Annotated in this window: 18 protein-coding genes; 3 read left to right on the forward strand and 15 right to left on the reverse strand. The window is 57.8% G+C overall.

The window, feature by feature from the left end; all coding sequences use genetic code 11:
• Positions 1 to 90: 90 nt before the first annotated feature.
• The 6 genes from VFE46_06005 to VFE46_06030 form a co-directional block, all read right to left on the reverse strand.
• Entirely contained in the window at positions 91 to 1,317 is a 1,227-nt protein-coding gene (locus VFE46_06005; protein HZZ27544.1) for an efflux RND transporter periplasmic adaptor subunit, read from the reverse strand.
• Positions 1,318 to 1,349: 32 nt separating this feature from the next.
• A complete protein-coding gene (locus VFE46_06010) occupies positions 1,350 to 2,030 on the reverse strand; it encodes a TetR/AcrR family transcriptional regulator (protein HZZ27545.1) in 681 nt (226 codons plus the stop codon).
• A gap of 222 nt (positions 2,031 to 2,252) precedes the next feature.
• On the reverse strand, positions 2,253 to 3,947 hold the full coding sequence (locus tag VFE46_06015; protein HZZ27546.1) for a hypothetical protein: 1,695 nt from the start codon (positions 3,945 to 3,947) through the stop codon (positions 2,253 to 2,255).
• A gap of 33 nt (positions 3,948 to 3,980) precedes the next feature.
• Positions 3,981 to 4,943, reverse strand: coding sequence for an ABC transporter ATP-binding protein (locus tag VFE46_06020; GenBank protein ID HZZ27547.1), 963 nt, complete (start codon positions 4,941 to 4,943; stop codon positions 3,981 to 3,983).
• 3 nt (positions 4,944 to 4,946) lie between these two features.
• Positions 4,947 to 5,342, reverse strand: coding sequence for a GntR family transcriptional regulator (locus VFE46_06025; protein ID HZZ27548.1), 396 nt, complete (start codon positions 5,340 to 5,342; stop codon positions 4,947 to 4,949).
• 135 nt (positions 5,343 to 5,477) lie between these two features.
• Positions 5,478 to 6,509, reverse strand: a complete 1,032-nt coding sequence (locus VFE46_06030; GenBank protein ID HZZ27549.1) for a hypothetical protein — start codon at positions 6,507 to 6,509, stop codon at positions 5,478 to 5,480.
• Positions 6,510 to 6,694: 185 nt separating this feature from the next.
• On the opposite strand from VFE46_06030, the gene ptsP reads away from it, so the two are divergent.
• Complete coding sequence (gene ptsP, locus VFE46_06035) at positions 6,695 to 8,449, forward strand: phosphoenolpyruvate--protein phosphotransferase (GenBank protein HZZ27550.1); 1,755 nt, start codon at positions 6,695 to 6,697, stop codon at positions 8,447 to 8,449.
• A 136-nt stretch (positions 8,450 to 8,585) separates the two neighbouring features.
• On the opposite strand, the gene VFE46_06040 is transcribed toward ptsP, so the two are convergent.
• The 5 genes from VFE46_06040 to VFE46_06060 all read right to left on the reverse strand — a co-directional run bounded on the left by VFE46_06040 (position 8,586) and on the right by VFE46_06060 (position 12,998).
• Positions 8,586 to 9,668 carry a hypothetical protein gene (locus tag VFE46_06040; protein HZZ27551.1) on the reverse strand — a complete coding sequence of 361 codons (1,083 nt, stop codon included), beginning with the start codon at positions 9,666 to 9,668 and terminating at the stop codon, positions 8,586 to 8,588.
• Between the two features lie 361 nt (positions 9,669 to 10,029).
• Complete coding sequence (locus tag VFE46_06045; GenBank protein HZZ27552.1) at positions 10,030 to 10,683, reverse strand: hypothetical protein; 654 nt, start codon at positions 10,681 to 10,683, stop codon at positions 10,030 to 10,032.
• A 17-nt stretch (positions 10,684 to 10,700) separates the two neighbouring features.
• Entirely contained in the window at positions 10,701 to 11,129 is a 429-nt protein-coding gene (locus VFE46_06050) for a hypothetical protein (protein HZZ27553.1), read from the reverse strand.
• Between the two features lie 16 nt (positions 11,130 to 11,145).
• Positions 11,146 to 12,585: a DUF3592 domain-containing protein gene (locus VFE46_06055; protein ID HZZ27554.1), complete on the reverse strand. Its 1,440-nt coding sequence runs from the start codon at positions 12,583 to 12,585 to the stop codon at positions 11,146 to 11,148.
• A 131-nt stretch (positions 12,586 to 12,716) separates the two neighbouring features.
• Positions 12,717 to 12,998: a DNA-directed RNA polymerase subunit alpha C-terminal domain-containing protein gene (locus tag VFE46_06060; protein ID HZZ27555.1), complete on the reverse strand. Its 282-nt coding sequence runs from the start codon at positions 12,996 to 12,998 to the stop codon at positions 12,717 to 12,719.
• 404 nt (positions 12,999 to 13,402) lie between these two features.
• On the opposite strand from VFE46_06060, the gene VFE46_06065 reads away from it, so the two are divergent.
• Positions 13,403 to 15,796, forward strand: a complete 2,394-nt coding sequence (locus tag VFE46_06065; GenBank protein HZZ27556.1) for a UvrD-helicase domain-containing protein — start codon at positions 13,403 to 13,405, stop codon at positions 15,794 to 15,796.
• A 28-nt stretch (positions 15,797 to 15,824) separates the two neighbouring features.
• Here the strand turns inward: VFE46_06065 and VFE46_06070 are convergent, their stop codons facing one another.
• The 3 genes from VFE46_06070 to VFE46_06080 all read right to left on the reverse strand — a co-directional run bounded on the left by VFE46_06070 (position 15,825) and on the right by VFE46_06080 (position 20,235).
• On the reverse strand, positions 15,825 to 16,616 hold the full coding sequence (locus tag VFE46_06070) for a hypothetical protein (GenBank protein ID HZZ27557.1): 792 nt from the start codon (positions 16,614 to 16,616) through the stop codon (positions 15,825 to 15,827).
• Positions 16,606 to 19,062, reverse strand: coding sequence for a PEP-CTERM sorting domain-containing protein (locus VFE46_06075; protein HZZ27558.1), 2,457 nt, complete (start codon positions 19,060 to 19,062; stop codon positions 16,606 to 16,608). Before VFE46_06075 ends, VFE46_06070 begins: the two co-directional genes overlap by 11 nt.
• A gap of 117 nt (positions 19,063 to 19,179) precedes the next feature.
• On the reverse strand, positions 19,180 to 20,235 hold the full coding sequence (locus VFE46_06080; protein HZZ27559.1) for a DUF933 domain-containing protein: 1,056 nt from the start codon (positions 20,233 to 20,235) through the stop codon (positions 19,180 to 19,182).
• Positions 20,236 to 20,495: 260 nt separating this feature from the next.
• Here VFE46_06080 and VFE46_06085 point away from each other — a divergent pair, with 260 nt between their 5' ends.
• Positions 20,496 to 20,714, forward strand: coding sequence for a hypothetical protein (locus VFE46_06085; protein HZZ27560.1), 219 nt, complete (start codon positions 20,496 to 20,498; stop codon positions 20,712 to 20,714).
• Between the two features lie 244 nt (positions 20,715 to 20,958).
• Here the strand turns inward: VFE46_06085 and VFE46_06090 are convergent, their stop codons facing one another.
• Positions 20,959 to 22,389 carry a hypothetical protein gene (locus tag VFE46_06090; GenBank protein HZZ27561.1) on the reverse strand — a complete coding sequence of 477 codons (1,431 nt, stop codon included), beginning with the start codon at positions 22,387 to 22,389 and terminating at the stop codon, positions 20,959 to 20,961.
• Positions 22,390 to 22,392 lie beyond the last annotated feature (3 nt).

Genomic DNA, 22,392 nt, shown 5'->3' on the forward strand with positions numbered 1-22,392 from the left:
CAACACCAGCGATTAGCAATTCGCTTTTAGCAACCAGCCACATCGTCCCACACCACTTGCCTCTAATCCTTAGCCACTAGCCACTCGTCCCTAATTCTTCGCCGTCGTTGTCGAAGGCATGATTTTCGGCTCGACTACCATGTCCGGCCGCACGCGCTGCAACCCGCTGACCACCACTTTTTCGCCCGCCGCCACGCCCTTGAGAATGACCAGTTGCGATCCTTCCGAGCGGCCCGTTTCCACCTGCCGGTATTCCACTTTGTTTTCGCCATTGACGACGTACACAAATTTCTTGTCTTGATCGGGCATTAACGCCTTTTCCGGAATTGTGATTGCCTGATACGGCTCGCCCAGCGGCAGCCGAATGCGGGCGTACAAGCCCGGCAAAATGCGGCGATTGGCATTGGGGAATTCGCCGCGCACTTCCAACGTTCCGGTGCCGGTATCGAGATGGTTATCGATGAAGCTGACCGTGCCGGGGTGCGGAAAGCCCTGTTCATTGACCAGGCTCATCAGCACGGGCACTTGCCCTTTTTCGTTGGTTTTGACCATTCCTTTGGCAATGTACGTGTGAACTTTTTCCAGCAGCCGTTCGTCCACGCCGAAGGTGGCGTAAATGGGATCCAGCGCCACGATGGTGGTGAGCACGGTGTCGTCGGCTTTCACCAGATTGCCTTGATCGAACATAGTGCGGCTTAAGCGGCCGCTAATTTGGGCTTTGATTTTGGTATAGCTGAGGTTCAACTTCGCCAAATCTAAGCTGGCCTGGGCCACGCCAATGGCGGCTTGCGCTTCGGCCTGATCGCCGGCCACCTGGTCGTACTGCTCCTGGCTGATTGTGCGGTTAGGCAACATGGAATTCGCCCGCTGCAAATCCAAATTCAACCGCTTCAAATGCGCCTCGGCCTGCGAAAGGTTGCTCTGCGCGCGATCGACCTCGGCCTGATAAGGGCGCGGGTCAATTTCGTACAACATGTCCCCTTCCTTCACGTCGGCCCCTTCCTTGAAGTAAATTTTGTCGAGATAGCCGGTGACGCGGGGGCGAATGTCGATCGTCGGCTTGGCCATGGAGCGACCGGTGAAATCTTCGTAATCGGTCACTTCCGCCAGGACAGGCAGGCTGACGAAAACTTCCGGCGGCTTGGGAGGCGGCATCCCAGGCGGGCCGCTAGGTGCTCCGCTGGCCGATTTGCCGGGCATAAATTTATCGCACCCGGAGAGCGTCAGGCCGATCCATGCGAGCGCGACCAGCATGCCGGCCCACATTGCGGTTGGTTTTTGAATGGTGAACACGGTTAGATTTTTTAGAGATGACACGGTTAGATTCTTTAGGGATAACTGCAAGGGATTCACTCTGCTTTCTTCAATTCGGCGCACATGCCGCGGCGCTTCAATTCTTGCGGCGTTAAAATTCCGCGGAACACAATGTCGATGATGTTGTCGGCCTCCACATCCACCGCAATGGGCCGGCCGCTGAAATAATTCATGAAAATTGTGCCGTACAACAAGCTGCCCAGCACATCGGTAATGCGCTCGGCGGGAATATCACGCACTCGATGCTGTGCCATCAAGTCCCGATAAAATGCCTGCCAGCGCTCGGCGTTCATCTCCCGATGCTCAATGAACGTGGGCCGTTTACGATCGCGGAACAAAGCCCGTTCTTGAATGAGCAATTCGACAAACCCGGGATGCTCGGCAAAAAAACTCAAAAACTCGCGCACGCCGTTGATCAGTTGCTCCAAGGGGTCTTCAATTTGTGCCATCCGCGCGTCGATGCGCTCGCACAGCATCCGCATCACTCGATCAGCCGCTGCCAAAAAAAGTTCGCGCTTGCTGGGAAAGTGACGGTAAACCGTGCCCTTGCCAACGCCGACGGTTTCGGCCAGCAGCGTGGTATCGGTTTTGTCGTAACCCCGCTCGGCAAACAGCCGGGCAGCCTGGGTGAGAATTTCCTCACGGCGGGCGGCACATTGCGGATCGTCTTGCGGCCGTTTCAGCGAGATTTTCACATTGTTTCTAGGTACAGCCATATAAAGCCCTCGGGAAATGCTCAATCTGACTGACTGGTCAGTCAGCGATCAATTATCCGCGGTTATAGCCTTGCAGTCAATTGATTTTTTCAGCTGCAGCCGAGACAGGGCCGAGGAATAAGTTTCGCGCCTAAAGCCTGTATAACAAAAAACTTACGGCAACAATCGAGGTCCATCCACCGGAAACGGCCGGTTTGGGGCGAACGGTTTCAACCGACGATTTTACCGATGGCGATTGTAATGCAAGGCCAACGGAGCGGCGGCAATTCGTACCAGCGGCACCAGGAGTGCTACTGCGCACACGATCAGGGGCGTCAGCGTCACATACCACGCTAGCACTCCGACAATGCCAGCCAGCAGGGCAGCCCATAGAAGAAGCGTGGCGACCAGGAATCGGATAGGAACGATGCCCAGTTGCATTAATCGCGCGGCAACGCACGCCGCTGTGCACAGCTTAATTGCCACCACGCCGGCGACAATCCAAGGCAGCAGTTTTACAAACTGATCGCGCAGAAGCGGATGGGTGTAAATCCACTCCGCCGCGGCCGGCAAGATCGCGAAGGCCGTAAGCGGAAGCACGGCCATCGCGGTCGAAAGCCATTTGCGCCCCGCCAAGGCTATCCAACATCCGGTGACCAGTGCGCGCCACAGGAGGAACAAGTAGGCCACCGCGCACAAACCGAAGGCGGCAATGTCTTTCGACGTGGCATAGTTCCAGGTTGCCTTCACGAGCGATTCGTGCCGATTCAACGGGCTGATATCGAGCCCTGCCCAAATCAACAATAAACATAGCAGCAGCCCCCAGGCCGTCGCCGCCCCCAGCGCGGCGGCTTTGAACTTTGCCCAGACAAACTCGCTGCAAGCCATGGGCCGCACGGCAAAAAATGTGGACATGCGCTCGGACCCCCAAAAATCGAATTTGCCCAGCGCCGTGGCAGCCACGCCAGCCATCACTAAGGGAAGAAAAATCGCCGCCCCCAGCCCGATAACTTCGGATTTGATTAGCACCGAGTGAATCTGTAAACCGTGCGGTTGATCACGCTGGAAGAGCATACTGATCAAAATCGGCACAAAACACAGCGACGACAGGCTGACCAAAAACGGAAGCGAAACGGCATTGCGGCGGAAATCGTGCCAATATTGCGCAGCGCCCGCCGAACGATACGGTTTAACGCGCATTGGTCTGGCCGTCGTGCGGCGCGGCAAATACCGGGCCACTGCGCGCAGCAACCGCCGCCAATCCGATTGGCCGCCGCAACGGGCGCGCGCCAATCCCAACACGCCCACGACATAGGCCACCGCAGTCCAGGCAATTTCCAAAGCAATTGCACTATTAAACTTCAACGCATCGTCGTTATTAACGCAGCCCCACATGGCCAACCAACCGACGGGAATTACGGCCGCAATTAACAGCGGGGCGCGAATCCACGGCGTGGGAAATGGCGACCACGCCACGGCCTGCACCCACACGGTGGCCGAACCCAACACCAACGCCGGCCAAATGAGATAGCACATCCACACTCTGGCCGGGGCTGAATGCATTTCGGGCCACTCGGTAGCCATGGCGGCGATCGGAACAATGATGGCCACCACCACTCCCAACCACAGCGCTGCACTGGTGGCCACGGCGTAAAGCATCGGCCAGCCGACCAGTGCGCGCGTTCGAACCGGCAACACCAACATGTGCGCGGGAAAAGTCGAACGCTGGGAACCAATATCGGCGGGCCCAAACGCAAACACATTCAACAGCGCGGCCCAGACAAAAATCAAAACCATCGCGCCCGAGATGAATACCTCGGCGTACTGTGGAAAGCAGCGCACACCAACTCCCAGAAAAAGCAGGTAAGCCGCCGACGCGATTAAAATCCATCGCGCCCGCCACCATAACGAGTTGGCCATTCCCACTGCCGCGCTCATGTTATTGCTCCGCTGTTGATTGCTCCACTCTTATTATTCAATCACGGCGGAAGTAACTTCCCGCCGCTGGCTGGTTCGGGCGAGAAAAATTTCGTCGAGCGAAACTCCCGCCTGTGCCACAATTCGCGCGCCCAACTGCTGCGCCGCTTCACACAGCCGATTGGTTTGCCCGGCGCAAACAGCGGTCCATTCGTGCCCGGAGCCATCCCACGAAAGCGCTCCGGCCAGCGCCGGCGGGCTGCTGCGCGAATCTTCAAAGCGCAGCGTCAGCCGGGCATGCGTTTGCTTGATGTGCTCCATCGAATCGCAAAACAAAATGCGGCCCGATTGAATCATGGCCACCTGGTCGGAAACGCGCTCCACTTCGGCCAGCAAATGCGAGGAGAACAACACGGTTCGGCCTTCGTCGGCAATGGTGCGAATAATGGCCCCCAAAATATCGCGCCGCACCACCGGATCCAGCCCCGAGGAAGGCTCGTCCAGCACCAGCAACGCCGGGCGATAGGCCAAGGCAATTAGCAAACCGGCCCGGGCGCGCTGCCCCTTGGAAAGCTGCTTCACCTTGGCGGCGGGGTCGAGATCGAACTCGCGCCGCAATTGCTCCGCGTAATTTGCATCCCAGTGCGGATAGAAAGCCGAAACATAGCGGATGAGCTGCCGCACCCGCATCCAGCCGGGCATGTCGGGCTCCTCCGATAAATACCCAATCCGCGAGAGCACCTCCACCGGCTTGGCCACGGGGTCGTGTCCAAACACGCGCACCAAGCCGCTTTGTGCTTTGAGCAGCCCCGAAATGTGCTTGATGAGCGTGGTTTTTCCTGCGCCGTTTTCGCCGACCAGGCCGACGACGGAGCCAGCCGGCACGCGAAAATTCACGTCGTCCAGCGCCACTTTGTCGCCAAAGCGGCGCGTCACGTTCTGCACGTCGATAATGGTATCGGGCTCCCAAGCAAAGTCGCTCTGCGGGGCGGGAAGCGTTTGATTCATAGCAACCATGGCTCACTCCTGGTTCGTTTGCGATTGCATCATTCGATCGCGCTGGCGGAGCAATTCGACTACTTCCGTCAATGGAATATCCAGTTGCCGGGCTTCGGCCACCAAGGAGTCGATCCGCTGCGAAATAATTTTCAACCGTTCGCGCCTGCCCATGCGCAACCCCGCATTAGATACATAAGTGCCCGCAGTGCGGCGCTTGACGACCATTCCGGCCTGCTCCAACTCGCGGTAGGCCCGGGCGACAGTGTTAGGATTCACGAGCAACTTTTCGGCCAGCACGCGGATGGGAGGCAGTTCCTCGCCCACGGTCAGCCGTCCGGCGGAAACGAGATACTTGATTTGATTGACAATCTGCAAATAGATCGGCACGCCGTCGCTGGGAGAAATGTGAATTTGCATGGGCCACGCACCTATTGTATTAACTCAGTAATACAATAACCGCACGGTCCTGTCAACGATTTTGCAAAAAGATTTTTGCGATGCGGCAGCCGCACACTGCAGCAAAGGGCGGCGGGGCAAACTCGAGCCGGCCGCTTAGAAGCTCACACCGGTTTTTACGCCGACGGTGAACATTCTTGAAGTCGGTTGATACCAGCCGCGCACCACGGCCGATTGCGACCAGCTGAGCGCCTCAAAATAAGCCCCCACAAACAACCGCTGCCCGCGAAGTCCCCCTTCCGCTTGCGCTTCGATCCCTGGAAGCGGATACAATGTCACCGCAGGATCCACATTCAGGTTTTGGTAAGTCACGGCTGTCAGGCCAATTCGACCCCGGCCATACCATTGCAAATCGGGCTGGGGCAACTGCCGGGTTTCCATGCCGAAGTACGGATAAATTGTCCACCACGTTTCCTGGTAACCCATCACAAACAGCCCGCCGTCAGTAAAGGCGTCGGGCAAATCGCGAATCCAAAAGCGCGTGCCCAGGCCCAGGAAGAAATCCAGCTCCGGCAACGTTTGCGGCTCGAACAGCAATTCGTACTCGGCGCGCAGGCCCAAGTAATTGGTGTGCGCATGCAACGGATCGAGAATTCCACCCCCCAGGTCGATCTCCGATGATGACTGCACCTGGCTGCCGAAAAATTCCGCCCGAAAGCGCTCTCGATTCACCCGCCGCTCATAACCCAGCGTGAACAAGGGCCCGCTTTCGTTCACGAAATCGGCGCCGTCGATTCGTTCGTTCCAGTGAAAGTAATCGATCCGCGTGTACCAGGTGGCAATGCTGGGGCAACCCGGCAGCGGCTCCGTGGGACAATCGCTGGTAGGGGGCACGTAATTAGTCGCGGGCGTTGACGTGGCCCAGGTTGGATTGGGCGCGGGAAGTTGCGCCACGGCAACCGGCGCAGGCGACGTGAACGGCGGCGGCGCAGCAATCGGGCTGGGCAGTGCGCCGGGCAGAGGAACCGCATCGACCGGCGGCATGGCAGGCTGATCGAGCAAGCGAAAGGTTTGGGGAGAGCTTTGTTGTGCAGCGCTTGTGGAATAATAATCCAGTGCCAGCGCGTTAGAGCACAACGCGCCGGTGACGACCAAAGCCGCCAGGCAATTTGCGAGTGGATTACGCATGGCACGAACGTGCGAAGAGAAGTTCATCGTTGGGTCGGTAGAATAACCGCGCTGCCAGTGCACGGCGACCCCAAATTCCGCAGAAAATCGCTAGCTGAATGCGCTGCTAGCCGCCACGAATCGCCTGTTTGTGCCGTCGGGGGTGCATGCTGTCACGCCAAACGTTTCGATGCTACATTTGATTTATGCGAAAAGGCATTGGAGTTTCCCCGGGAGTGGCTGTCGGCACGGCTTATTGCATTCACGAAATCTACGTGAATCCGAACACGCGCCGGCTGGCGGCTGCCGAAGTGCAGCCTGAGTTGGCCCGTTACGAAAAAGCCCGCGACGCCACCGCTGCTGATTTGCGGGCGCTGCACACCAAAGTTTCCAGCCAGGTCGGTGCGCAGCAGGCGGCGATATTTTTGGCCCACGAATCGATTTTGCACGATCCGGCATTTACGGAAAAAATTCGCCGCTGGATCGTTGACGATGGGCAATCGGCCCCCGCCGCCTTGCACAACGTGTTGAACGAATACAGCAGCCTGTTTGCGCGCACCAAAGACGAATACATCAAGGAGCGGCTGACCGACGTGCGCGACGTGGTCGTGCGGTTGAGTGGACATCTTTCGGAAATGCTGCAAACCAAATCGGAGCCGGGGGTCGATGGCCCGTTGATTCTTATCGCCGACGAGCTGCTGCCATCGCAAGTGGTGATGCTGGGAGAGCGGGAAGTTCGCGGCATTGTGACGCAGGCCGGCGGCGAAACCAGCCACGCCGCTATTTTGGCCCGCAGCCGTGGCATTCCCGCGGTTTCCGGCATGCGGGGAATGCTCAAGCACGTGAAGAATGGCGATCTCGTGGTGGTCGACGGCCGCGAAGGGCACGTGCTGATTAATCCCGATGCCGAAACTGCTTCGGCCTATCGCAAGCTGCAGCGTGAATTTTTCGATTTGAAAGACCATCTGGCTGAAAACCGCCAGCAGCCTGCCGTCACGCGCGACAACGTTGAAGTGGAGCTGCTGGCCAACATCAATAATTTGTCTGATGCCCAAGCGGCCGGCGCCATGGGCGGTTCTGGGGTAGGCCTGTTCCGCACCGAATATTTGTTTCTCACCCATCCCAACGTGCCCGATGAAAAAGAACAAACCGCCGCCTACCGCAAAATCATTGCCGCCAGTCCCAACCACCGCGTGACCATTCGCACGCTGGATTTGGGCGGCGATAAGACGATTCCGTACCTGGGGCACGCGCGCGAGGCCAATCCGTTTTTGGGATGGCGCTCCATTCGGCTGTCGTTTGAGCATCCGGAATTTTTCGCCACGCAAATTCGGGCGGTGTTGCAAGCGGCAGCCGGCCCGCGAAAGCACGTGCGGCTGATGTTCCCGATGATCACCACGCTGGAAGAAATCCGCAAAGTGCGGAGCATGGTGGACCGGGCGCAACGCGATTTGACCAAGCAGCGCAAGCCGTGCGGGCGAGTGCCGATTGGGTTAATGCTGGAAGTGCCGGCGGCGGCGGTGATGATTGAATCGCTGTTGGAAGTGGTCGATTTTGTTTCCATCGGCTCCAACGACCTGGTGCAGTATTTAATGGCGGCCGATCGCGATAATCCGCGCGTCAGCCATTTGTGCCAACCGCTAAGTCCCGCCGTGCTGCACGTGCTGGCCAACACCATTGCCGCTTGCAACCGGGCCAAAAAGCCGGTCACGCTGTGCGGGGAAATGGCCGGCCGCCCGCGCGCCGTGGTGCTGCTATTTGGCATGGGGCTGCGCAGCTTCAGCATGAGCCCGGCGTTTATACCGACGATCAAAGAGCTGATTTCGAACCTGACGCAAGCCAAGGCGGAAAAAATTTTGCAGCACGCGCTCAAGCTGAGCACCTCCGCCCAAATCATCCGCTACATGGAGCGCCAAATTACCGAACTGGCGCCCAATGTGAAGCTGCTCGACACGGCATGACGTGAAATTGTTTCTGGCGCGTGTAATGCAGATCGGTATCGACCCAGCAGCCCTACTTCTCGAAGCAGGAGCGCAACAAAAAAGCCCGGTGGTTAAACCGGGCTTTGACCGTGGGTCTTGTTGAACGATTGCAATCTTAGCGGCCGCTGCCGGCTTGCCAACCGTCGTTGTTCGTCGATGAATTGCTGTTCGAAGCAGCCGACCAGCCGCTGGTGGAATTGCTATTCTGGCTCGCCGGATACATCGCCGTGTGGAACACCGAGCCGCGATCGGCCGTGTTGAAAATGGCCGTTGTCACCTGGGGATTCATGAGCGAGGTTGAGGTGGTTCGGCTTTGTGGATCCAAGAGGCGCGGAGCGGCGCCGGAATTCATTTTGTCGTTATCTGGAATTGCAGTCGGCGGCGTCAACGATGAATTATTCTGCGGGGTGGCGCCGCTCGGCTGGAACGTGTTGGCTGGGGTGCTGCCCGCGGGCGGAGCAGCCGGCGTGGGCATGCCGTTCATCGACGGGGCAATCATCCCTTGCGGACCACTGGGGGGCATGCCGTATGCAGGCGGCGCTACATAGCCAGCAGGTGGCGCTGCATAGCCAGGAGCCGCGCCATAGCCTGGCGTGGTAGTCGTGGTGTAAGCCGGCGCCGCGGCGTAGCTAGGAGGCGTGGCGGCGTAAGCTGGGGCCGCGCCGTATAGCGAAGTCGTCGCTGCCGGAGCGGCGGTGTAAGCCGGTGGGCCGTACGAAACAGCCGCTCCGCCGCCGCAAGTAGCGCAGCCGCTGGTGGCAGCCGGTGCGTACGCCGCGCCGCTATAGTAGGGAGCGCTGGCGCCGCAACTGGTGCAGGCCGGGGCCGCATAATTTACTTGTGTGGCCACGGGCCGATAGCTGGTATACGGAACCATCACAGGGCGGCGCACATACGTGGTGACGGGCTGCATCACCGTTTGCGAACCACCGCAAGGATCGCACGCAGCCACTGGCTGGCACGAAGTGCAAGGCACGCACGTATATTCCGTCCGGTAACTGGTTTGCGGCACGTAGCTAATTTGTTGCGGGCAAACGGCGCATGCGGGCGTGACGACGGGCGCAGGGCAAACCGGTTCTTTCGGCTTGAACCAACAGCAGCACCAATCCGAAAAGCAACACGCCTGGCTTGTTCCACTGGCCAGCGCCACGGAAGTTACCACAGCCGCTACGCTGCACCGCACAAATCTTTTGAACATGACATCGCTCCGATGCTCGATGGGAACCCTTCTTTATGTTAAATCCGCGGGTCGACGGATTGTCAACAAGCGCTGGCGCGCCGGCGACCATTTGGAAGAACATTCGTCAGGGGCAACACGTTCGCGTTGCACAAGCTGTGCTGGCGTGGTGTCATTCTGCGATTGCACTTCCTGGCGCTAGTGCGAACCGCGCGCCTAAGCGCTGCGGCCGCGCAAATCCTGCGCCTTTCGCTTGTGCAAGCGTAGGTTACAAAAAGGCAACGCCGCAGAATGCAAAAAGAATTCCTGGTTGACGTTGATCAGCAATGGCGGCTGTGTAATTGTTACAACCGTTACAAGCGGCCAGGCGTTCGCTTGCCACTTAGCCTGCACCGAGATGAACAAGCTCTTCTTGGGGTGACCCTTCCTGAGGCGCCCGCCGTCGCTGTTCGTACAAATCGTACAAGGCAAATAGGGTTTCGCGCACGTTGCCGGCGGCTGCCTGGAAGGCGGCGGCCACCTCTGCGTGGCCAATCTGCCCACCATGCGAGGGTAACACGTCGTCGATTAGGAACTGAACGGTCGCCAAATCCGCCGCCGTGCGAAACAGAACCGGCAAGCTGCGATCAGTCGGCGCAGCATGCGCGGTAATCAACAGCCCCCAACGATGGCGCCGGCACGCCGCGGCCAACCGTTGCCGCTGCCACCAACTCAGTTGCTCGTAACCGTCGATCACCAGCAGCCGGCGGCGTGTTGACTGGTGCGAGGCAGCGAGCGCACCGGGCGGCAATTTCCTTTGACCGTTGTGCAATGCGATGAGCTGCACCGCCACATTTTGCTCCTTGATGAGCGGAATTAAGGAGGCCAGCAGTGTCGATTTTCCACTGCCGTGCGGGCCGACAATCGCTCCCCGCCAGCCAGCCGCTTGCAACCGCGCCACCACCGCGGCTGCATCGACGCCGGTGGAAAATAAATATGGGACCGCTCCGGGTCGCACCCACCGTGTGGAAAACGGATTGCTTTGTCGGGATTGCATAGCCGCATCGCTCTTCGTTACTGACTACTTGCTTGCTCGCCGGATCCCACGGGAGGCGGAACCGCGCCCAGGTGGAAGGCTTTTTCGGCCACAAAATCGCGCCCCTCGCGCAAAAATATTCGGACCCGCACGCACCAGCAAATTTTCACAGAGAACCCTTCATAACTCAACGGGCTATTGGGCAACACGGTTTGAAACCGGCGCCGTTGATGCAGATTCAGCTCCGGCACATCCTCGGCCGACACGCGCTCGAAATAATGCACGCCTAAATCTTCGTCGCCGGCGCCTTCGGTAAACCACAGCACGGAAATTTCCACCGCCCGAAGCGCGGCGGGATCGACGGCGTCAATTTGAAAGGCGCCCGCCAAAACTTCGCCCGGCTCGAACTCTTGCTGGCGCTTGTCAATTTGAATGCTGATTAACGGCTGGCGAAGCATTTTGATCATGGAAAAATCTCTCTTCTCATCCGCGCGGTGCGCCAACTTCATGGCCTACGCCGGCTGCCGGCTCATCGGCTTGAGCGCCATTTGACCGCTCCGGCGGATACACCACCACCGCATAGCTCCGCTCGAACGCTGGCCACCCCTCCGCCTCGCCCCGCGCAATCAGCTTCCATTGCACTTGATTGTGATCGGCCTCGAAGGAATGCATGGCCCCTGGCGGCACACGAAACTCGGCAACAATTTCGAACGGCTCGCCCGGAACAATTTCAAAATTCTGCTTCTGCAATAATTGCTGCGTGTAGACTTCCCGGCGATCAGTGCGAGTATCGGTTCCTTGATGAAATGTGGCCTGCTCCTCGCAGCGCAAAAGCACCTCGAAGGTTTTCACCGACAAATGCCCCTGCTGCGCCACGTACAACTCGTAAGCAACGCCGGGCAGCAGCGGATGGGCCGATATTTCTACAATCGTGGGACCCACGCCCGTGGCAATTAAAATCTCGCGCACAAAGTAATAAATGAGAAAACAACCCACCAGGAAAAATGGGAGCACCAGCAAATCGAGCGGCCAATCGCCGGCGCCTTGCAAGTGCTTGCGCACTGCCAGCACGACAAACACCGCGACAATGCCGTTCCAAATCAGGCAAATGGTTGTGGCCGCCAGCAAGCGCCAGCCCTGCGATGCACTGCTGGGCAAGCGATACTTCAATTGCGTGCCCGGGCTGTTGGTTAAATCGGCATCGAACGGCACGGTGGGATAATCTTTCGCCCGCGCGCTTTGTTCTTCAAATAAATCGATGCGCCCAAGTTGCCCTCGCGCCGCCTGATGCTCCGGCGAGCGCCCCCAATGCCACAGCGTGTACGCCAAGCCGCCGCCGCCGATGAGCATAAAGCCGCTGGGCGCCAACAGCAACATCCAAAACCATAAGCTGTATCCGCGCACCAGCACCGCCACGCTGGGATCGAGCGGATCGTACCAGCAAGCGTACGCTTGGCCAATTTCGTAGCGATCCAAAAGCGATTGCGCGTCTGCTTCGTGGCTGGTGGACGTGGAGGCAATGTCGTAGGTCCAAATATCGTCGGGCGACTGGTCGTACTGGATTTTCGCTTTCGGCACGTACAGCAGGTTGCCGTCCGGATCGTGCCGATGCTCGATTCGCTTTTCGAGGATGGTCGCCGTGGTTTCCAAAAATTCGTGATTAGCCCGCCACTCCGGAATGACTTTTCGGGCGAGCAGCAGCACCAAAAATGCGGTCCCCATGGTCAACAGCAGGGCGAAGAACACCACTTCGCCGACATTCCGCAGAGTCTTCGACCCCGTGCGGCGATGACCGCGCTTCTTACCGAACATGCGGAACGATCGAGCCACGTCCGTAATGAGGGCTAAGGAAAAAAATGTGCGGGGAAAGACGCAGCAAATCAATGCTTGGGCGCCAGCAGCGCCGACAGTTTGAGTGTACACCTTCCGCCTGGCAACGCCAGCCTGCCACAGGCGCACAGAGGCATACGCACCGCAAGAACCTCGCGGAAAATGCGGCTTCTCCTGCTTTCTCAGCGCCACGGTCTATTTCGACCCGCGTGCAAACGAATTGGTTAGGCTATGCTGACCTCGGCCTGGCGGTTCGGGCGGAAAAAGCCGATGCCTTCCAGGGCGGTATAAACCTCTTCCAATGTCTTTTCGCCGAAGTTGGAAATGCTCAGCAAATCATCGCGAGTGCAATTCAACAGATCGTCCACCGTGAAGATGCCCCGTTCCTCCAGGCAATTGGTGGTTCGCACCGAAAGGCCGATTTCGGCGGTGCTCATTTCGAGCCGTTCGGCCAAACCATCGTGCGGACTGGAAATAGTATTCAGCGGAATACGAGTGCGACTCATGGGTTCCCTCCCGTCAACTAGCGCTTCCTTCCGGCACGCGACCCCACCATGAGTTCGAATACGCACCGGATGTTGAAGTGCTAGTATAACGAAATTTCCAATTTCGCCAACTACTTTGCCCAAGTTTCCAAAAAAAATTCGTGCTCATCTTCTATGTCGCCTCTTCGGACGGCGCGGTCAACACAAACGCTAGCATGTGCGCTGCCCTTCGCGGCGTGTGTGCTAGCGGTATACTTATGTATGGTAGGCAGTGGTCGGTGATCAATGGTCGGTGAACCGAACGATTGATTTCTCGTCGACTCCAAAGAGTCTTTGCAACTTGGTTCACCAACTACAGGCAATCAACAACCATTACTGACAACTGGCCGCCGATCACTCAACCTCTCACACTGCGTTGCCGTCTCATGAGCATCGAACAACTTACCGAAGCCCAATTGGCAGCCGTGCGGCATGTCGACGGTCCGCTGCTCATTCTTGCCGGTCCGGGGAGCGGCAAAACGCGCGTGGTTACGCATCGCATTGCAAACCTGCTGGAGTTGGGCGTTCCGGCGCGGCACATTTTAGCGCTCACCTTCACCAACAAAGCGGCCGATGAAATGAAGCGTCGCGTGGCCCTGCTGGCCCCGCTGGCCGCCGTGTGGATGAGCACTTTTCACCGTTTTTGCGCGCAGCTGTTGCGGGAATACGCCCCGTACATTGGGCTGCCGGAAAACTACACCATTTACGACACTTCCGACAGCTTGCAAGCCCTGCGGCACACGCTCGATGCGCTCGATTTAGACCTCACCCACACCACGCCGGAGCGCGTGCAATCGGCCATGAGCTGGGCCAAAAACAATCTCATTACGCCGGAGCAATACGAACCCCGCAAAGGCAGTCCGGTGGGCGCTATCGTGGCCCGCGTGTATCCGGAATATCAAAAGCGGTTGTTGGCGAGCGGAGCGGTCGATTTCGACGATCTGCTGTTGCACACGGCGGTATTGTTGCGCGAGAACCCGGAAATTCGCCGCCGGCTGGACGATCGCTACCGTTACATTTTGGTCGACGAATATCAAGACACCAATTTAGCGCAGTACACCATTGTGCGGGCGATGTCGGTTGACTATCCGAACCTGGCGGTCACCGGCGATCCGGATCAATCGATTTACGGCTGGCGCGGCGCGAACCTCAGCAACATTCTGGATTTTGAGCACGATTATCCGAACGTGAAGATCGTGCGGTTGGAGCAAAACTACCGCAGCACCAAGCGCATTTTGCGCGTGGCCGATCGGCTCATCTCCTTCAATAAGCGACGCAAGCTGAAAACGCTGTTCACCGACAATGCCGAAGGGCGCGCGGTGCAATTGATTTTTCATCCTACGCAAAAAGATGAAGCGGAGCAAATTGCCGGCACGATCGAAGCTGAAGTGCGCTCCGGCCGACGCCGCCCGCGCGATTTCGCGATTTTTTACCGGACCAATGCGTTATCTCGGGCGTTGGAATTTGCGCTGCGCGAATACGGCATTCCGTACCAAATGATCAACGGCCTGGAATTTTATCAGCGCAAGGAAATCAAGGATGTGCTGGCGTATTTGCACTTGCTGAACAATCCGCGCGACAACGTGGCTTTCGCGCGCATCATCAACACGCCGCCACGGGGCATTGGCCGCGGCACCATCGGCAGGCTGCAAGATTACGCCGCCACACGGGGTTTCTCGCTCCTTTCGGCCGCGCGCGAGGCCGGTTTGATCGAAGGCCTGAATAAAAGGGCGGCCGTGGGGGTGGCCAAGTTTGTGGCCCTGTTCGATCACGTGACGCTGGCGGCCGGCGCCCCGGTGGAAGAAATTATCGGGCGAGTGCTGGCCGATTCCGGTTATCACGATTTTCTAAAAGAGTCGGAAGACGAAGACGACCAGGAACGGCTGGCCAACATCGAAGAATTGCTCACCGCCGCCCGCGAGTTCGACGAAACCCATCCTGGCCCGGGCGCGCTGGAGGCATTTTTGGAGCAGGCCGCCTTGGTGAACGACACCGATGCCTGGGAAGTGGACGACGACCGGGTCACGCTCATGACCGTTCACGCCGCCAAGGGCTTAGAATTTCCGGTGGTATTTATCATCGCGCTGGAAGAAGGCATTTTCCCGCACGAGCGCAGCCGCAATGAGGAAGAACAATTGGAAGAGGAGCGCCGGCTGCTGTTTGTGGGCGTCACGCGGGCCAAGGAAGAATTGTATTTGAATCGCGCTTGCTATCGCCATTACCGCGGTCAATTCCGGCCGACGGTGCCCAGCGCGTTTCTGATGGAGCTGCCCCAAGAGGAGCTGGACTTCCAGCAGCCGCAAACTGCGCCATTACCGGAGCCGGCGTTTTCCGATTTGCATGCGGAAGATCAACATGGCGATGATGCCATCGATTTCGATCCGCACGATTTGGAATTTCCCTCGCCGCCTTCCGAAGCTGGCCAAGTAGCCGCCTCTCTTTCTGCCGGAGCCGACAATTCTTCACTCTCTCTCCCTTTGGAAGAGGGCCGGGGTGAGGGTGCTGTGTCCGCACCACCCTTTCGCTTCACCACTGCCGCCGAATTGGCCGCACGCAGCGCCTCAGCAGCCCCGGGCCAAGCAGCACCATCCCTGCCAAGCATTTCGCCGGAAGTGTTCCACCAGGGCATGGTCGTGCGCCATCCGCATTACGGCCTGGGAAAAATCGTGGCCCTCTCCGGCAGCGGCCTAAAGCGCAAAGCCACGGTCATGTTCGCCTCCAGTGCCGGCGAAAAACGTTTTTTGCTGGCTCATAGCCCGCTATGCCCGGCCTCTTTATAAAGCCGCGACCGTTGGTCGCGCTCGGGGGCTACGGATAACTGACATCAGGCCCCGGCGATTTGACCTTATTTCCCCACAACTTCACTTCGGCAATGTCCGACGTGTCGTCAAAGGTTCCCACGCCAATGCGGCCCGACGTGAACGTTTTGTCGTGGGCCGTCATCAGCGGCTTGTCGGCGTCGGTAAACGGTGCGTCGTCTTCGTGAAAATATGCTTCAATCAGCCCGCTGTCGATATTGCGAACAATTTTCAATCGGTGCCAGGTGGTTTTATCTCCCCATTTCACGCCGGTCGAAAGATGATCCTTATCGGTAATCGCCGCCCGATCGGCGTTGTTCACAATGAATACCTGGTCGGCGTGCGGATCGCCCGTCACTGGGGCAAAGTGCACATAATAAAAATGCGACGGGTCCTGGTAGCCAAACAGCAAACACGCATCGCGGTGCGGATATTCACGGGCAGTTTCCCGCATTTTCACTTCCAGCACAAAATTAGCCACCGTGATGTCTTTGAGCAGGGCCACATCCCACGGGCTGCGATGCGGCAGCTTTTTCGTGAGATCGGTCACTTTGAAACTGCTGAAGGCTTTGCCGCCGCCTTCCAAATCGATCATTTTCCAGGCCTCCGGGCTGGCCGGCTGCCAACGGTCGGCGCCATTGGCGAAGTTTTCATCCAACAAGAGCGGCAAATCGGTCGGGGCGGCAGTGCTCTTGGCACTCGCTTGATCGGCCGCTCGGAGAGACTGCACGAAAACAAATCCCACGGTCACGCACAGGCCCACACCAATGAATCTCGCAATCCGCAAATTGTTAGCGTGCATGGTCATTCCTGATTTTGAAATTTGCCTGTTTTTGAAAATTCGAAGGTGAAGCCCACACTGGAATTGGTTTCCTTGTCCACGTGGAACGAAATGCTGTGCTCCCCACGGCGAGCAGTCCCAACAGCATGAGGATCGCCGAGCTTGGTTCGGGCACTTGCGAAACCAAAAACAAGTTACCCCCTTCTTGATCGAGCGTAAAGCCAGTGGTGATTGCTGCAAAACTGCCCGTTATGCCGGCGGCGGAAGCAATTTGCCAACGATCGCCCACCTGCGGTTGGAAGCCGTTGAATAATTCTACATCAAGCGTTCCGCCCAACGTGAGCAGGCTGTCGATGGTCAGCGAATCGCTCAGGGTGTGGCTGCCCAATTCAATTTCCAGCGATCCACTTTGCAGCGTTAAATTGCCCAGCACGTGAGTTTGGCCAATATGCACTCCCGGCACAAACACATTGCTGGCATTGAAGCCGCCCAAAGTGTCGCCGGGCGCTAATACGCCGCCTTGGTTGACCAGATCAAACGCCACCGCATCGGCATGCAGCTTTCCGCCGGTGAAGAAAAACTGACCGGCCGCCCCTTTCGTCAACAGCGGCGTGCTTAACTCTCCGCCGCTCAGCCGCAACGTTCCTTGCGACGTGGGAGTGTTTCCGATGACCACGCCGCTTTCCACTTTCAGCCAGCCGCCGCTGATATCCATCTCGGCAACATTGCCTGCACTGGTCGCCAAACGCACTACATTGGCATGCTGGCCGACGCTGGTAATAGTGCACACGCCGGAGTTGATTTGCGCTTCGTCATAGCGCGACGGCTGCCACAAAATATTCCAACTCGTGCTCAGTTCAAATCGACCACCCGCGGGATTGAACACCAACGGCTGGGGAGCCGGCCACTCGCCCAGTTCGTTAATGTACTCTTCCAGATTCGTGTAACCGTCGCTGTCGAAATCGCCATTGTTGTCGGCCACGTTCGGATTCAATCCGTGTGCAGCTTCCCAAGCATCGGGCATGCCGTCCCCATCGGAATCGAAATTCGCCGACCGAATCATGGCGCCCGTGCCCCCAACGCCGCCATTGGTCACCGAACGCAGAGCCAACAGTGCGTTCCAATCCGTGCCGTGCGTGGGATCGTTGAAGGCTGTAATTTTGCCCGTGCCGGTGCGCACTTCGTTGACCAAGCGGGCATCAATCGAATTGCGATTGTTCCAATTCGCGCCCGCGTAATTCAGCACGTTTTGGTATGCGGCGGTCGCGCTGTCGGTCACGCCATACACAGGAACTGCGTACGGGTTGGCCTGCAGCGTGGAATTGGTGAAATCGGCAGCGGTGGTGGTGACGCCGTCGTTGGCATCGCCGTCTTTATTGGTGTCTTTCAAATTTCCCGACTGGTACACGCCGGTCACGCTGGCACTGGACCCGTTAAAAATGCTCGTGCCCCCGGCCTTGCTGATAATGGTAGTGCCAGAGTTATCATCGCCGCCTGGTCCGGCCAGATAAAAATTGCCCACAAAGTTGTTGGAACTTGGCTGCCCAGAAGCGCCGGTGCCGGCGGTATCGTACCAATTGTAAATGACGTTGTTGCGAATATCGTTGATGGCGCCCACGCCAGAAGTGAGTTTCGAGGTCTCAGTTCCCACTCGCACCAACCGTCCTTTTTGCTGCGCATATAAATTGTGCAAAATGCTGGTTTTGGCATTCGTGCCCGGCTGCCACAGCGAACCTAACGCATGGCCAGTGTACGTGCCCGGATTTTCGGCATCGGCCTGTGGATAATTCTGCCCCTGCGAAATATCGCTGTACTGCACGGTCACGTTGTTGGCAAATTCGTCGGCTGAGATTCCCTCATCCGTGGAGAAGACGGTCGAAACGTGATCGATAATCACGTTATTGGCGTGAATGTTCATGCCGTCGAAAACATACGAATCGGCGTAGCCCGTGGTGGAGTTAAGCGATCGCGTCCCATATCCCGGCGCGATGACCACGTTGCGGATAATGGAATTGTTGCCGTTGGCTTTCAGTCCGCCCCCCATAATCGTAATTCCGCCCGGTGCGGTCTGTCCGGCCAGCGTAACATTCGAGCCAATCGACATAGGATCTTCGGTATCCCAGCCTTCGGTATCGGTCGGATTGCGACCCAGCCAGATGGTGCCGCCGACATCAAACACAATGGTCCGCGGAATGACGTTGCCGCCACTGTCTTTGAAGTTGGCGTCGTTCAGGCCGTACCGCAACGTGCCGACGCCGGAATCGCTGAATTTGGTATCGAGCTTGGTGACGTGATACACAATTCCGCCGCGGCCGCCAGAAGCCAGGGCCCCTGCTCCATCAGCGCCCGGAAAAGCCAACAATTGAGCGCGCACTGGTCTCGCGGAAAATGCAACCAATGCGCACACGGCAAGTGCCAGCCCGGCCAGAATGGTATGTACGCATTGAGAGCGCGTATAAGTGCCCATGCCTCTTCCGTTGCCTCTGTTTTTCCCCACTTGCCGTCGCGGCGCTTCAAAATGCGCGGTCTGGCCGGTCTCTGAAACCGACCACTATCATAGTGTGGCCGGCGAGGAAAATGCAACTCACACGCTGAACTTAATGTTCAGAATATCTCCCTCCTGCACGACGTAATCTTTTGGCTCTTGTCGCACCAGCCCTTGGGCTTTGATTTCGCGCTCGCTGCCCAGGCGGATTAAATCTTCGCTGCGCATGACTTCGGCCCGAATGAAGCCGCGAGCCAAATCGGTGTGAATGTTTTCGGCCGCTTCCAAGGCGGCGCCGCCACGGCGCAAAATCCAGGTGCGAACCTCTTTTTCGCCGGCGGTGAAATAAAGCATTTGCCCGGAGGCGGTCATAATTTGCCGAATCACATGGTCTCGATCGACTTGTGCCAGGCCGAATTCTGCTTGAAATGCGGCCCGCTCTTCCGGGCTCATCGCGGCCAAATCCATTTCCAGCCGCAAGGGAACCGTGGCCCAAGCGAGCGCCGGTGCTCCGGTATCCACAGTGGAAGCGCTGGCCGGCGGCGGAAATTTATCGGCGGGATCATCATCGGCTAAATTCACCAACACCATTTTCGGCTTTTCGGTCAGCAGCCGAAACGAACGAGTGAACTTCCACTGCTCTTCCGAAAGTTGCGCCTCACGGGCGTGCTGGCCGGCTTCCAGCGTGGTCAGCAGAATTTTGAGCGCGGCCAGTTCGTGTTCTTCCAATTCCCGTTGATCTTTCGGACGCGGCTTTTTGAGCGATTCTTCCAATCGCTGCACGCGGCCGGAAACAATATCCAAATCGGCCAGCAACAAATCTTCCTCAAATGTGCGCAAATCAACCAGCGGATCGGCTCCCCCATGCGCCGCCACCGTGAGCAGCAAGCAGCCGGCTTCGCGAATGAGCGCCAGCCGAGCGGCATTGCCTTCGTGAGTGCGGCTGAGCCCGGGCGTGTCGACCACTTCCAGCGCCGCCATGGTGATTTTTTTGGGATGATAAATTCCGCACAGCGGCTCAATGCGGGCCTCGGGAATGGGCGCCATCGCGCTTTGCGAGAGATGCGCCTGGGCAGGATCGGCCTTGACGCCCGTCAACCACGTAAATAGCGTGCTTTTTCCCGAACCTTGATAACCGACAATTCCAATTTTCATGGAAAACTGTTCTACCGTTGCGCCTTCCGCGCTGTCCAGGGCGTGAAATCACGATCGGGTTATCCTCGCCGGCGTGCAGCGCGTGAAATCAACTTAACTTCGCCTAATCGCTACACGCGGCATTTCCGACATTCCCTGTGCGCCCTGCACCGCGGCGATAAATTTCCGCTCGTGCGTCGATGATGAACCGGGGCAGTCGGTTTGCGCCGTGAAACGAGCCTGGCTGCTACTGCCGCCGAATTTTTTGAGGAACTGCGACTATGTGGCGTTCATTCTTTTTGGCGATCGGCCTGTTTCTGCTGGTGCTGGGAGCGGAGTCGATGGTGATCGATCAGGCCACGCTCACCAACCCCAGCAGCGAAAGCGGTCCGGCCGAAATTACCGTCTCTCCGCCCGATTGGGTTCCCTGGAGCTTGGTTTCCGCCGGCGCGGTCACCATTCTGTATTCCTACACGCTGCCGCAAAAATTCAAGGGCTGAGCTGCCCACCGCCGGGCACAGCAAGCTTCCGTCCGGCAGGCACGGGAATTTTGGGTAGTGGGCCAATTTGATTTTTCAGGGTGGCTGGGGTCGAACGAAGTGAGTCCCCAGTCGCAGAAATTCCGGGGGCTCGGCGGCACTCGACCCCGGCCACCCAAACTGTTTCCATCAAATTTGGCCCGCTACCGAATTTTGCCGTGCCATTTCGTACGTGCAAATTCCGAGATCGGCCGCTTAGCAGGCGTCACTTTGCCACGGGGTTGCCGTTTTGATCCCATTCCACCCAATGGCCCACCGGCGTGCCGTGGAAAAAGTTATTGACCGCCCAGGGCTTGCCGTCTTCGTACCAGTAATCGACTTCGCCGTTCAACTGGTCATGAACGTACTTGCCGACGGAACGGACCTGGCCGTTATCGTACCACTCCGTGAAGGGCCCTTCGCGCAGGCCGTCTTTGGTCAATACTTCCAACTCCTTTTGGCCATTTTCGTGGTAAGTAATTTGCTTCCCCTGAAATACGCCGCGCTTGTAGTTCCAATCGTTCGCCAAAGGATGCACGGGCGGTTTTTGATCTGCCCCGCTGTCGCCCTCGGTTTTAGAAACAGCGGTTTGCGAATTCCCGTTGCCGCTGGTTTTATCTGTGTTTTTGTCGGCGCTTTTATCTGTGTTTTTATCTGTGTTTTTATCTTTTCCAGCGGTTTGGCCAGCACCAGCATTCGTCGGAGCAGCGTCTTTGTTGGCAGTATCTTGATTGGCGGTGCTTTTGCTTTCTTTTTCGCCGGCCTTGTCAGGGCCTTTCACGGTTGCATCGCTTGCGGGACTTTTTTTACCGGCATCGCCAGTGGCAGATTTGGAATCGGCAACCGGCTTGGCCGCACCCGAGGGTTGCTTTTTGCCGATGCCGTAATAATTGGCATCTTCGTCCCCCTCCAGTTCCTTCCATTCTTTCCAAGCGCCATCCATCTGGCCATCAACATACTGCCCGGCGCTTTTTAGCGCACCATCCTGAAACCACTGCTGATACTTTCCGTTGGGCGAACCATGCTTGTATTCGGCAAGGAACTGGAGCTGCCCGTTGGAATACCATTCGCGATATTCGCCGTCGCGCTGGCCGCCGGCGTAGTTGGCTTCGATATATTTCTTACCGTCGGGGAAAAAACGCTGCTCCAGCCCTTCCTCCAAGCCGGCTTTGTAATGCCGCACCGATTTTAGCTGGCCCGAGGAATACCATTCTTGGGCCAAGCCGACGAGCTTATCGTGATCGTACTCGGCCTCGTAGGTTTTGGTTTTGCCTTCCCAATCGGCAATGGCGCCGTTTCGCACGCCGTCTTTATAGTGAACTTCGCCGGCCTTCGCGCCGTTCTCCGCATACACCGTTTCCGCGCCGTCCTTATCACCCTTATGGTACGTGCCTTCCATTTTGAGCGTGCCACTGGGATAGTATTCCCGCCAGGGGCCATCCTTGATGCCGAAGTGATAGGTCGCTTCCGTTTCCTTCACGCCGCCGGGAGCATAATGCGTCTCTAAGCCGTTGGGCACCATTTTGCCGCGTAAATTGTCGGTTACCTGCTGGCGCATTTTAAGCGAGCCGTCTGGCCACTTCTCGTCGACCGTTTTTACATCGGCCGTGGCCCAGGACGACAGCAGCAAACCCATCAATAGCAAAACGTGCGACATGGC

This window comes from Pirellulales bacterium, assembly GCA_035656635.1.
In the GTDB taxonomy this organism is placed as follows: Bacteria; Planctomycetota; Planctomycetia; order Pirellulales; family JADZDJ01; genus DATJYL01.